Annotated in this window: 15 protein-coding genes and 1 riboswitch; of the genes, 7 read left to right on the top strand and 8 right to left on the bottom strand. The window is 66.2% G+C overall.

Annotated features, from left to right (window positions below; genetic code table 11):
• The 3 genes from Y705_RS21450 to Y705_RS0113875 form a co-directional block, all read right to left on the bottom strand.
• Positions 1-271: thiamine phosphate synthase (locus Y705_RS21450; protein WP_253908634.1), on the bottom strand; the 271-nt coding region annotated here is incomplete at its 3' end.
• A gap of 77 nt (positions 272-348) precedes the next feature.
• Positions 349-1,182, bottom strand: a complete 834-nt coding sequence (thiM, locus tag Y705_RS20110; protein WP_049822794.1) for a hydroxyethylthiazole kinase — start codon at positions 1,180-1,182, stop codon at positions 349-351.
• Complete coding sequence (locus Y705_RS0113875) at positions 1,182-1,973, bottom strand: 3-oxoacyl-ACP reductase (RefSeq protein WP_026533298.1); 792 nt, start codon at positions 1,971-1,973, stop codon at positions 1,182-1,184. Before Y705_RS0113875 ends, thiM begins: the two co-directional genes overlap by 1 nt.
• A gap of 57 nt (positions 1,974-2,030) precedes the next feature.
• A riboswitch (TPP riboswitch) is annotated at positions 2,031-2,135 on the bottom strand.
• Positions 2,136-2,316: 181 nt separating this feature from the next.
• On the opposite strand from Y705_RS0113875, the gene Y705_RS21445 reads away from it, so the two are divergent.
• The 4 genes from Y705_RS21445 to Y705_RS0113860 all read left to right on the top strand — a co-directional run bounded on the left by Y705_RS21445 (position 2,317) and on the right by Y705_RS0113860 (position 5,158).
• Positions 2,317-2,493, top strand: a complete 177-nt coding sequence (locus Y705_RS21445) for a DUF1059 domain-containing protein (RefSeq protein WP_081738069.1) — start codon at positions 2,317-2,319, stop codon at positions 2,491-2,493.
• Complete coding sequence (locus tag Y705_RS0113870) at positions 2,490-3,656, top strand: EAL domain-containing protein (protein WP_253908632.1); 1,167 nt, start codon at positions 2,490-2,492, stop codon at positions 3,654-3,656. The genes Y705_RS21445 and Y705_RS0113870 overlap by 4 nt, the downstream gene beginning before the upstream one ends.
• Positions 3,657-3,764: 108 nt before the next feature.
• The gene (locus Y705_RS0113865) at positions 3,765-4,469 is read left to right on the top strand and encodes a fumarylacetoacetate hydrolase family protein (protein ID WP_026533296.1); all 705 of its coding nucleotides are present in this window, start codon (positions 3,765-3,767) and stop codon (positions 4,467-4,469) included.
• Positions 4,466-5,158, top strand: a complete 693-nt coding sequence (locus Y705_RS0113860; protein WP_026533295.1) for a GntR family transcriptional regulator — start codon at positions 4,466-4,468, stop codon at positions 5,156-5,158. The genes Y705_RS0113865 and Y705_RS0113860 overlap by 4 nt, the downstream gene beginning before the upstream one ends.
• 114 nt (positions 5,159-5,272) lie before the next feature.
• On the opposite strand, the gene Y705_RS0113855 is transcribed toward Y705_RS0113860, so the two are convergent.
• Entirely contained in the window at positions 5,273-6,349 is a 1,077-nt protein-coding gene (locus tag Y705_RS0113855) for an Ldh family oxidoreductase (protein WP_026533294.1), read from the bottom strand.
• The gene (gene lhgO / locus Y705_RS0113850) at positions 6,346-7,539 is read right to left on the bottom strand and encodes an L-2-hydroxyglutarate oxidase (RefSeq protein WP_026533293.1); all 1,194 of its coding nucleotides are present in this window, start codon (positions 7,537-7,539) and stop codon (positions 6,346-6,348) included. Before lhgO ends, Y705_RS0113855 begins: the two co-directional genes overlap by 4 nt.
• Before the next feature lie 153 nt (positions 7,540-7,692).
• On the opposite strand from lhgO, the gene Y705_RS0113845 reads away from it, so the two are divergent.
• Both Y705_RS0113845 and Y705_RS0113840 read left to right on the top strand, forming a co-directional pair.
• Positions 7,693-8,409, top strand: coding sequence for a substrate-binding domain-containing protein (locus Y705_RS0113845; RefSeq protein WP_049822793.1), 717 nt, complete (start codon positions 7,693-7,695; stop codon positions 8,407-8,409).
• 31 nt (positions 8,410-8,440) lie between these two features.
• Positions 8,441-9,610, top strand: coding sequence for an MFS transporter (locus tag Y705_RS0113840; RefSeq protein ID WP_253908631.1), 1,170 nt, complete (start codon positions 8,441-8,443; stop codon positions 9,608-9,610).
• A gap of 99 nt (positions 9,611-9,709) precedes the next feature.
• On the opposite strand, the gene Y705_RS0113835 is transcribed toward Y705_RS0113840, so the two are convergent.
• Complete coding sequence (locus Y705_RS0113835) at positions 9,710-9,913, bottom strand: cold-shock protein (RefSeq protein ID WP_026533290.1); 204 nt, start codon at positions 9,911-9,913, stop codon at positions 9,710-9,712.
• 210 nt (positions 9,914-10,123) lie between these two features.
• Entirely contained in the window at positions 10,124-11,113 is a 990-nt protein-coding gene (locus tag Y705_RS0113830) for an LLM class flavin-dependent oxidoreductase (protein ID WP_026533289.1), read from the bottom strand.
• A gap of 131 nt (positions 11,114-11,244) precedes the next feature.
• Here Y705_RS0113830 and Y705_RS0113825 point away from each other — a divergent pair, with 131 nt between their 5' ends.
• Positions 11,245-11,400 carry a hypothetical protein gene (locus Y705_RS0113825; protein ID WP_155850086.1) on the top strand — a complete coding sequence of 52 codons (156 nt, stop codon included), beginning with the start codon at positions 11,245-11,247 and terminating at the stop codon, positions 11,398-11,400.
• Here Y705_RS0113825 and Y705_RS20105 read toward each other — a convergent pair.
• On the bottom strand, positions 11,369-11,943 hold a 575-nt coding region (locus Y705_RS20105; RefSeq protein ID WP_049822791.1), incomplete at its 5' end, for a FadR/GntR family transcriptional regulator. The genes Y705_RS0113825 and Y705_RS20105 overlap by 32 nt on opposite strands.

Genomic DNA, 11,943 nt, shown 5'->3' with positions numbered 1-11,943 from the left:
CCGCCGGCAGGTCGGACTGGCCGATGTGCAGTCCGGCCACCTGCACTCCTGCCGCCCGCGCCGCCAGAAAAATGTCCACCCGGTCATCAACCAGCACAGGAACCCGGTCCCCTACGGACTCCGCGACCGCCATCAGCAGTTGCAACAAGTCCCGGGCAGAGGCCTCCTTGTCGCGCACCTGAACAATGGTTGCGCCCCCTGCCACCGCCGCGACAGCAACAGCGGTCACCGTTCGTGGGCTGCATTGGAGTGTGTCGGTCACCAGATACACGGGCAGGTATTGCCTTAGTCGAGGCTTGAATGCCGACCTCCAGGACTGCCCGGGACCTGTTCTGATATCCGGCCGGTTCATCGAATGCCACCCGGCGCAACTGTATGGCGAAGGTCCAGTCCGGCGACGACGTCGTCGGGAGTGATGCCCGACAGCCGGTCGACGAACTCCACCGCGAAACTTCCCGGACCTTGCGCCCGCACTGCGGCCTGCTCCGCCGCAAGGGTGTAAACACCCGTGGCCGCTGATGCCGCCAGCAGCGGATCATCGGTCAGCGAAGCGAAAGCGGCCATCACCGCGCCCAGGGCGCACCCGCCACCGGTCACCCGGGTCAGCAGGAAGTGCCCGTTCCCCACGCCAATAAACTCCCCATCGGTCCCCACTATCAAATCCACCGCACCTGATACCGCCACCGTCGAGGAGAAGGAAGCCGCAAGATGTTGCGCAGCCTCAAGGGCCGCCAAGGGGCCTTCGGTCGAATCCACTCCCCTGCCTCCGCCTCCCGCCCCGGCCAGAGCCAGTACCTCCGAGGCGTTGCCACGGATGATACGCGGACCCATCCCGACCAGTTGATGCGCCAACTCGGTGCGCACGGTCAGGGCTCCGATGGCCACCGGATCCAAGACCCACGGAGTCCCGGCAGCATCGGCAGCAGAAACGGCCTCTATCATCGCGGCCCGCTGCTCCCGCTGCGGAGTCCCGAGATTGACCAGCACACCCGACGCCACGGACGCGAACTGCCCGGCCTCCTCCGGAATGTCGACCATCGCCGGAGCCGCACCGACCGCCAGCAGGACATTCGCGGTGAAGTTCGTCACCACAGCATTGGTGATGCACTGAACGAGGGGGCTCCGGATCCGTAATTCTTCAAGGAGTTGAGCACAATCAGACGGCGTAAAGCGAATAGCCATCAGCCTTTCACCAGCCCGCCGTCGACCACCAGATTCTGTCCGGTCACCGACCGGGACCAGGGCGAGGTGAAAAAAAGCACAGCATCTGCGAACTCCTCCGGAGTGGTCACCCTGCGAAGCGGAGTGCCGCCAGCAATTAGGTCGAAGACGTCCTCTGGAGTGGCCGAACTGGCATCAGTGGTTCGCAGCAGTCCCCCCGAAACCATGTTCACGGTGATTCCATCCGGACCAAGATCATGGGACAGCGTGCGTGTAAGTGACAGCAAAGCCGCTTTGGCTGCCGTGTAGTCATGGTACGGAACCACCGGATTCTGAAAAAGGTTGGTCCCGATATTGATGATCCTGCCGAACCCGGCGGCACGCATTCCCGGCACAGTCGCCTGGATAGTATTCAACGCACCACGCACGGTGCCGGTGAACTGCTGATCGAGGTCCCCCCAAAGCAACGCGTCCGCGTGGGGACGGGCGTCACCGTTGAACGAGAAATCAACAAGCGCACTGTTCACCACGCTGCAGATCGGTGAACCAAAATGGCTTTCAGCTTGCTCAACCAGCGCAATCACCTGGTCCTGGTTTCGAACATCGGCGCGGATGGCCACCGCCTGCTCCGGATAAGCTTCCGCCACTGCATCAGCAGCTTCAGCACTGTGCAGATAATTCACCACCACCCGCGCGCCTTCGCGGAGGAAGGACTCCACCAACCGGGCCCCGAGCCCCCGGCCGCCGCCGGTGATCAACACCACCTGGTCACGGATAGGGAAACTGGTGGGGGAAGATGCTGCAATCGGCATCGGACACGCGCCTTTCGACCTGTTGGGGAAGGCAAAGCAATGCCGCCGGCAGACAACCTGACCGTTGCAGGACATCCCTTCGCCAGTGCTAACTGGATCAGGTTCAACGGGTTTCATCTCAGCCCCAACCGATTTTCCGGTGGAGCACCCCGTGTCACTGCTATCGACCATAACTCACCGATAGCGCACCATGCATCTTCCACTTCAGGGAAGGAAACGGGTAAAAGGCCTGAGCCAGCTAACTGCTCCAGTGGGGCAATCCAGGCCCTGCCGCACAACGAATCGAGACCGTTGCCAGATCACGTAAGGTTATGCCGTTCACCGTCGAATACAGGGAGTTCAAGTGAAGTCTTTTGCATGTGGAGATGTAGTGCCTGGTTGCGAAGCCCGCTGGGTCTGCAGTACTGATGATGAAATCCTGGTCAACGTGGGAGCGCACGCTGCATCCACGCACGGGCTCACCGAATTCCCGGTCGACCTCGTCCAGTCCGTTCGCAGAGCTATCGTCCCGGTTAGTTGATTCCTGCGGACGGCGCGTCCCGGCCCGAGCCCGGAGCACGAACGGCACCGGGCTGGGATGCGCTCCTGGTGGCAGCCTGCCGCGGCGAAGGCCTTTCCGCGGCCTACCAGCCCATCGTGGACACCGCGCGCGGCACGGTGGTGGGCTATGAAGCACTTGCCAGGTTTCCCGGATTCGCCGAGAAGAACCCGGAGGTCTGGTTTTCCGCTGCGCGCTCACACGGGAAATCCGCAGAACTCGAATCGGCAGCGTTGCGTGCCGCACTCGCCGCCCGGGCGGCACTGCCGCCCAACTGCTTCCTCACCATCAACGTCTCCCCCGAGCTGCTGACCTCCGAGGAGATCCGGAGCGTGTGGCGCGACGAAGGAAACCTCGGTGGGCTCGTGGTCGAACTGACGGAGCAGACACCCATCGATTCCTATGTAGGGCTTGAGCCCGACCTCAACCAGTTGCGTGCCGCTGGAGCCCTGATCGCGGTCGACGACGCCGGCGCCGGCTATGCGGGGCTTCGGCACCTGCTGGCGCTGCGGCCCTCCCTGATCAAGATCGATCGGGAACTCGTCCAGGACGTCGACCGCGATGAGGCGAAACGGGCCCTGATCGAGATGCTCGGAACTTTCGCCAGCCGCGTGGATGCCTGGATCCTTGCGGAGGGCGTTGAGCGGGTGGAGGAACTCGATGCGCTCGTCACCCTCGGCGTCCCCCTGGTACAGGGCTACCTCCTGGCCCGGCCTGCCCCGCCCTGGGCCGGCCTTGATCTGGACCTGGCGCACCGCCTCGCCGTCAACCGCCAGGTGGAGCTCAAGACCGTTCTCCGCGACGTCGTGGAACCGGCCACGACCGCCACCAGCACAGGGCAGGCGGCAAGCGCCTTCGAAGCCGACCCGGGACTGCAGGCGGTGGTGCTTCTCGGTGATCACCTGCGGCCGGTGTCGATCCTTGACGCGGGTGCGGCCGAACTCGGCGTGGTGAGCCAGGGCATGCGCGCAAACCTCGACACATCACTGGCCGAAGCACTGGCCCGGTCCATGACACGGGAGAAGGGAAGCCGCTTCGAGCCCTTGCTGGTGACGGACAACGCGGGTCGCTTCGCCGGCGTCGCCCGTTTGGAACGCATGATCACCGCACTGACGACGACGGGCCCGGACCTACCCGAGAGCTAGTCCGCCGGAGATCGGGGTGCAGAAAGCATTCCCGCCCTAAGTAACATGTTAATCACGCAGCGCACTCCCCGGTCGGCGATTCCGGCCACCAGCCCCTGAAGGAGCTCCATGACCTATGCCGTCCCGGTTCCCACGCCGCCCAGCCTCCCGATCAGCGGCAGCGATACGCTCTTTCCCGTGCGGAGGGTGTTCTGCGTCGGCCGCAACTACGGTGACCATGCACGCGAGATGGGCGCCGATCCGAACCGGGAGCCGCCGTTCTTCTTTTTGAAACCGGCCGACGCCGTGTTCGCACCGGAAGGAGCGCGTGGCACTTCACCGACTGTCCCCTACCCGCCCCAGACAGCGGATCTCCACCACGAGGTAGAACTGGTGGTGGCGCTCGGGCAGGGCGGCACCCGGATCGACCCGGCCGACGCGCTGGGCACCGTGTGGGGCTATGGCGTCGGAGTGGACCTGACCCGCCGCGACCTGCAGGCCGAGGCGAAAAGCCTGAGGCGCCCCTGGGACCTCGCCAAGGGCTTCGACTTGTCGGGGCCCTGCTCGGCGCTCCGCCCGGTCAGTGAGGTGGGGCATCCCGACCGAGGCAGGATCTGGCTGGACGTGGACGGGAAGCTCCGGCAGGAAGGTGACCTCGGCGACCAGATCTGGACGGTCGCCGAAATCATCACGCATCTCTCCCGATCCATCACACTGTGCCCAGGGGATCTTCTCTTCACCGGCACCCCCGCCGGCGTCGGAGCCCTGGCCCGCGGAAGCTCGGTCACCGCCGGTATCGACGGAGTTGCCGAACTCTCGTTCACCATCGCGTGAGCCGGACACCGGCGGGACGGACCACTAGGCAGCCCCTCGCCGATCAGGTCCACAGCGCACTCCTGGCGCAGTTCCTCGACGGCCGGCGGCAACCGGACGAGGTGCTGAACCTCGTCTACCTTGCCAGGGAGTTCAGCGTCAGCCAGACGCCGCTCCGTGAAGCGCTGGCCCGGCTCGAGCACACCGGGCTGGTGATCCGCGAAGCCCACAAGGGCTACCGTGTGGCCCCGCTCTTCAGTCTGGAGGACCTCCGGAAGCTCATGGACGCGCGTCTGGCCCTCGAGCCGACCCTGGCCTACGAAGCGGGCCTGCGGGTCACACCGGAATTCCTCGACCGCCTCGCCGAAACCATCACGTCCCTTGAAACCGGTGCCCACTCGCCGGGCAAACCCCCTGTTCCGAGCTTCCTCGAGGCGGACGAGCAGTTCCATGCGGCAATCGCCCGCCAGGCGAACAACCGGTTCCTCGAGGACGCCTGGAAATCCTTCGGCGGTCAGGCGCAGCGGTTCCGCCTCTACGCCAAAGCCAGTTCGACGGCGCCCGCCACCACCATCGCCGAGCACCAGGCGATCCTCGACGCCTTTCTGGAGCGCAACGCCGAGGCGGCGTCCGCAGCAATCCGCTCCCACATCCAGAACGCGAAAGCGCGCGCCCTCCAGGACCGCCGTGTGGTGACCGCGGAGCCCTGAGAGGACGCGGGTACCGCCGGGTCCTGAGCACATGGCCAGCCCGGCGCCCGAACAGGTGACCAACCCGGCGTCCGAACAGATGACCAACCCCGGCGCCCGAGCGCCGGGTGCGCCCTACCCGAGCGGGGTCAGGATCATGTCGGTTCCCGCCCTCCCGCAGATCGCCCGCAGGTGTTCGAGGAGACTCTCGGGAAGAGGGATGCCGTCCCGGCTGCGGCTGGCGCGCGCCTCGGTTTCGGGTTCGCCGGGAAGGACGACGCCGGGCTCGTCCCTGGTCATCAGGTGGACGAGTTCGTCGACATACCCGGCGGGGGCCCCGCCCTCGGCCACGCTGCCCGGGTCGATGACCAGGACGAAGTGCCCGAGGTCGTCGCTGGGCCCGTCATGCAACGGCAACGCGGCTCCCGAGATCGACGCGCTGAGGACGTGGACCATCAGGCTGAGCCCGAAGCCCTTGTGCCCGCCCGTCTCGGTGCTCGGGCCGCCGAGCGGACTGATGGTCGCCTCCTGCGTGGTCAGCAGCGAGTAGGCAAGAGAGGCGTCGGTGATGGTGCTGCCCGCCCGGTCGCTGACCCAGCCGGCCGGGAGGTCGCGGCCGCTCAGGGCATAAGCCTTGACCTTGTTCATCGCCACGACGCTTGTGGACATGTCGACCACCAGTTCCCCTCCAGCCATGCGTGGTGCGGCGAAGGCGATCGGATTCGTCCCGAGGATCGGCGTCGTTCCTCCCAGGGCGGCCACCACGGGGGTGCGCGTCGTCGTCGTCATCAGGGCGATCAGGCCGCGCTGCGCGGCGCTCCGGACGTAGTACCCGAGCGCTCCAAGATGGTGTGAATTGCCGACGGCGACCGCCCCTATTCCGCTGGCGGCGGCCTTTCGGACTGCCAGATCCATGGCGAAGAGGCCGGCCGGGTGCCCGAGGCCCGCACCGGCGTCGACGACGGCGAAAGCAGGAGCATCGCGAACCACCCGGGGAACGGCGTCGAGCCTGAGGCGGTCCTCGGACAGGAGTTTCTCGTACAGCATCAGCATGGAGACGCCGTGGGAATCGATGCCGGAAAGATCGGTCTCCACCATCACCGTGGCCGTGGCGGCCGCGGGCTCCGGCGGCATTCCCCAGGCGCTGAGAATTCCGACGATCTGCCGGTGCAGCTGTGCTGCGTCGAAGCGGTTCGGGGTTCCGTCGTTCATCGGTTGCTCTCCTTCAGCTCATCGGCGATTCGCCTGCCGATTTCGAGCGCGGCGGTCGCGGCCGGCGAGGGCGCATTGAGCACGTGGATCTGGCGGGGTGCCCGCTCGAAGTAGAAATCATCCACGAGGTCGCCGTTCCTGCGCATCGCCTGCGCCCGGACTCCCGCATGGGTGGGCACGAGGCTGTCGTCCGCGAGCTCGGGCACGAGTTCCCGCAGGCTCGCCAGGAACTTCTTCTGCGACAGGGAGCGTGCCACTTCGGAGAGCCCCACCTTCCAGAATCTTGCGCCGAGCTTCCAGAGCCCGGGCCAGGCGGCGCTCTCGAGGACATCGCGGGGGTTGATGCTGAGCCAGGTATAGCCTTCTCGCGCCAGGGCGAAGACGGCGTTGGGCCCTGCGTGTACACCGCCGCCGCCGATCATCTTCGTCAGGTGGACGCCGAGGAAGGGGAAGCTCGGATCCGGCACCGGGTAGATCAGGCCCCGCACCAGGTGGGACTGATCCGGGGTCAACTCGAAATATTCACCGCGGAACGGAATGATCCGCACCTCGGGGGTGAGGCCGGCCAGCCGTGCTATGCGGTCGCTGTGCAGGCCGGCGCAGTTGATGAACTCGTCGGCGGTGATTTCTCCCGTGGTGGTGGAGACGGTCACTGAGCCGCTGCCCGCCGAGATCCCGGTGACTTCCGTTCCCAGCATGATCTCGCCTCCGGCCTCGGTGATCAGCCGTCCGAGGGCCTCACAGATACCCCGGTAATCGACGATTCCCGTCGATTCGACCCGGAGGGCGGCAACGCAGGCGACATGGGGCTCATAGACGCGGGCCTCTTCGGGGGTGACCAGCCGGCAGGGCACTCCGTTGGCGAGGCCGCGTCGGTGCAGTTCCTCAAGCGTTGGAAGCTGCTCCGCGCGGGTGGCGACCACCAGCTTTCCGCAGATCTCCACCGCCACCCCGTGCTCCTCGGCGAACCGGCGCATCGACTGGGCGCCGGCGGTTCCAAGGGTCGCCTTCAGGCTTCCCGGCGCGTAGTACAGCCCCGAGTGGATGACCCCGGAATTATTGCCGGTCTGGTGCTCCGCAAGCCGGCGCTCCTTGTCCACCACCGTCACGCGGTTACCGCGGAGCGCGAGCTCGTACGCGGTGGCCAACCCGACTATGCCCGCGCCCACAACAACAACGGAGCTTGTCATCTTAGTATTCCTCTTCTGACGTCGGCGTCGTACCGGAAAGCAGCGGACTCCCCGCAACTGTATATGGTTGCCTTCAAGGATATATAGTTCGACACTCGTCTTAGCCACCACGGCCGGCAGGCCCGGCGGCGGCTCCATCCGGAAGGACCGACCATGCCATTGCGTCCGAATGCCACTCCCCTTACCCTGATGAGCTCCCTCGTGGTCCGGAAAGCCCTGGACGACGGCGTCCTTTCGGCATACGAACAGGCTTCCGGCTCCTCGCTCCGGACGGAATACGTCCCCACGACCATCCTCCTGGAACGGCTCGCGGCCGGCGCGGAACCGGATGTACTGATCGGCACCCGGGAAGCGCTGCTGCGTCTCGAGGGATCGTCCGTCGTCCTCGGAAGCAGCCTGCCGCTGGTGCGGTCCGCGATCGGGCTGGGCGTGGCCGCAGGAGCTCCCCGCCCGGTGATCGCGACCGAAAGCAACCTCATCGACGCCCTGCTCGGCGCACGCTCGGTTGCTTTCTCACGGGCAGGGCAGAGCGGAATCTTCTTCCAGGAGCTGCTCGGCCGCCTCGGCATCGCGGACCAGGTACTCTCCCGGGCCACTGCGCTCGACACGGGCTTCACAGGCGCCGCCGTGACCGACGGCCGGGCGGACCTCGCACTGCAGCAGGTCAGCGAACTGATGTTCGTGGACGGCGTCGGCGTCGTTGCTCCGTTGCCGGAAGAATTCCAGCACTACAGCGAGTTCTCCGTTGGAGTCGGTTCCGGTACGGTGAACCGGCACGCAGCGGAGAACCTCGTCCGCCACCTGACGAATTCCGAGGCACGGGAGGCGTACGCGGCCACCGGCCTGCAGAATCTTCATCCGGGAGCCTGAACCGAAGGCCGGCGACAGTAGGCTGGGGCCCGTGGTGAACGACACTTCGGATCTCCCCCGTGGCGGCCTGGCTGCGCTGTGTGCTGCCGAGACGACGAGTTGGGGATTGCTGTATTACTCGCTGCCGGTGGCGGTGATCCCGATCGTGCGGGACACCGGCTGGTCCGCCGCCGCCGTCACCGGCGCATTCTCCGCGGGACTGATCGTGTCGGCCGCGGTGGGCGTCTGGATCGGCAAGCTGCTGGACAAGCGCGGACCGAGGGCCGTCATGGCCGGTGGAAGCGTCGTCGGCGCAGCGGCCCTCGTACTGGTTGCCCTCGCCCCCAACTTTCCACTCTTCGTCCTGGCCTGGCTGATCGCGGGGTGCGCGCAGGCGGCAGTCCTCTACCAGCCCGCCTTCGTAGTGATCACCCGCTGGTACGGCCCTCATCGCGTGCGCGCGCTGACCATCCTCACACTGGTTGCGGGTTTCGCTTCCACTATCTACTCACCCCTGACCGCCCTGCTCATCGAAGGCGTGGGCTGGCGAACGGGTTTCCTGGTCCTTGCTGGAACACTCGCCGCCGTCACGCTCCCACTGCACTGGTTCTTCCTCAACGCGAGGTGGACCGCACATCCAGCCGCCGGGTTCCACAGTGCCGCCGGAATCCGGGCGATCACCCGGAGCCGACGCTTTCGGATGCTCCAGATCGCGATGGCACTGACCACCCTCGCCCTGTTCGCCGTGACCCTCAACCTCATCCCGCTCCTCCTCGAGCGCGGGTTCGACTACCGCACGGCGGCGCTGGTCTTCGGACTGGTCGGCGTGGGCCAGGTTCTCGGACGCCTCTGCTACGCGGCGCTGCAGGAGCACACTCCTCCCGTTCGCCGCACCGTCATCCTGACCGGTTCCGGCGCTCTGTGCCTGGCGCTGCTGGGAGTGTTGCCGGGACCCGCCGTCGTGCTGGTGGGAGTGGTGATCGTCGCCGGAATGCTCCGCGGCTGCAACACGCTCCTGCAGGCCACCGCCATCGCTGACAGGTGGGGCACCAGCAGCTTCGGCGCCGTCCACGGCGTGTTCATCGCACCCATCACTGCAATGGCGGCACTCGCCCCGGCAGCGGGACCCCTCCTTGCCGGCCAGCTGGGAAGTTACTCCGCGATGGCCCTCGGCCTGGCGGGCCTTGCCGCAGTGGCAATGGTAGCCGCGGCTCGTTCCTGAGCGGTGTGGCGCACAGCAGACTGGTCCGGGCACGAAAAAGCAGGGCGGGAAAAGTCCCGCCCTGCTTCATCCATCCGAACCTAGAAAGGCTGGACTGCCTTAGAGAGGCTGGATGTTTGACGCCTGGGGACCCTTGGGGCCCTGCTCGGTGTCAAAGCTTACTTTCTGGTTCTCATCAAGTGAGCGGTAGCCGCTCGCGTTGATGGCGGAGAAGTGTGCGAACACGTCTGCGCTTCCGTCGTCAGGAGCGATGAAACCAAAGCCCTTTTCAGCGTTGAACCACTTTACGGTACCTGTTGCCATTGTTATCTATCCTTCTGAAATTCAGACGCAATCCGACTTTCGGAAAGCCCCAGTCGCGGCGTGCTTGTCCGCTTTTTCAGAAACACGGCACCACCCGGAGGGAGGCACCGCGCGAAATACAAATGCGCAACACTACAACCACGTCTTACTTAACCAAACCTAGGTGGGTAATGGCAAGCAGGATCGGGAACGAACTTTAATTCGGAACGTTCAGGCTGCTACCGGCTGGACGGTCCCGGCCACCAATTCGAAGGATTTCAGCCACGCTTCGGTGGATCCGGCCTGGGTCGCGATGATCAGTTCGTCGGCTGCCGCATGGTCGGTGAACCAGGCGAGATAGTCCCGAACGTCGCTCGCAGTACCCACCGCCGAGTAGCGCGCCATCTGCCCGATCTGCTGGCCTGCAGGGGAATGGAGGATCGCGTCCGACTCCTCCCGGCTGAACTGCTGCCCCCGGCCCAGGAGCAGGGAGACCCGCCGCCGCTTGGCTTCGGAGAATTCCCGCTCGGCCTCAGCAGCCGTGTCGGCAGCGATGACGTTGACCCCCGCCATCACGTGCGGACGCTCCAGCTGCTCCGAGGGCTGGAACTCCCTGCGGTAGATGGCGACGGCGTCGAGCAGGGCCTGGGGCGCGAAATGGGAGGCGAAGGCGAACGGAAGGCCAAGGGCAGCCGCAAGCCGCGCACCGAAAAGGGATGACCCGAGGATGTAGAGCGGGACATTCGTCCCGGCGCCCGGCGTCGCCTGCACGCCGGGCACGCGTGTCTCCCCGCTGAGGTAACCCTGGAGTTCGAGGACATCCTGCGGAAAGGTGTCCGCGGCGGAAGGATCACGGCGGAGGGCGCGCATCGTATTCTGGTCGCTGCCGGGCGCACGGCCGAGCCCCAGGTCGATGCGGCCCGGGTGGAGGGTCTCAAGGGTGCCGAACTGTTCCGCGATGGTCAGCGGCAAGTGGTTGGGCAGCATCACCCCACCGGATCCGAGGCGGATCGTCTTCGTGTGCGCTGCGACATGACCTACCAGCACGCTCGTGGCGGAGGAGGCGATGCTTCCCATGTTGTGATGCTCCGCGTACCAGATGCGGGTATAGCCCCACTCCTCGGCGCGCTGCGCGAGGGCGACGCTCGAGGCGAAGCTCTCCGCCGCCGTCGACCCCTCCGCTATCTGCGCGAGGTCAAGGATGGACAGGGGAACAGTCATTGCGGGTAGACCTTTCACTGCGGGAAGCAACCGCTGCTGGATGCTCTGGATACACCTTGGATGGAACGATCGACAGCACCGGCTTATTTCCCCTGCCCGTCTCCATCCACGGGTTCTGCAAGGATGGGAGCATGCCGACTCCCGAACTTCCGACGACAGTATCCGGCCTCCGTGCCCGCCAGGACGAACTGGTGCGTGCCCTTGCCGTCGAGAACAGCACTGGCAGACTTTCGGCGCTCAGCGAGGAACTCGAGGCTATCCAGCGTCGGCTGGAGCAGGACAGGTAGCCTCCTCCGCCTCGTCGAGGAGGAACCCCCGCAGCAGCGAAGCCGTACCGTCGAGGTGCACCGTCATCGCGTTCCGCGCGTGCTCGGAGTCCCCGCCGAGCACCGCCCGAACGATGGAGGCGTGCTGCCGGTTCGAGTGGGTGAGGTTGACCGCGAGGAACGGGATGCGGTCGAGAAGGTCGTTGGCACGCGAGCGCGCCTGGGCCACGGCGAGGGTCAGGGACGGCGACCCCGAGAGTTCAGCGATCGCGAGGTGCAGCCGGGCGTCGAGCGGGCGGTACTGCGCAGGCTCGGCCCGCGTCACCGCGTCCAGCGACTCGAGGAGGTGGCTGCGGGAGGACGCGGACCGCTCCGCGCCTGCGGCCAGACCGGCGGCTGCAGGTTCGACGACCGCCCGGAAGGTCAGTACGTCCTCGACATCCGCCCGCCTGAGGGTCGCGGCGTTTCGATCGACGTGGGCGCTCGGCAGTTCAGCGCTCACCGTTGCGCCACCGTACCGCCCGCGCTGGATGGTGAGGTAGCCGGCGGTCTGCAGGTCCGCAA

It is taken from the genome of Arthrobacter sp. H41, from assembly GCF_000520535.1.
GTDB lineage: Bacteria > Actinomycetota > Actinomycetes > Actinomycetales > Micrococcaceae > Arthrobacter_D.
The sequence above is the reverse complement of the archived record's forward strand: the minus strand, read 5'-3'. Positions and strand labels throughout refer to the sequence as shown.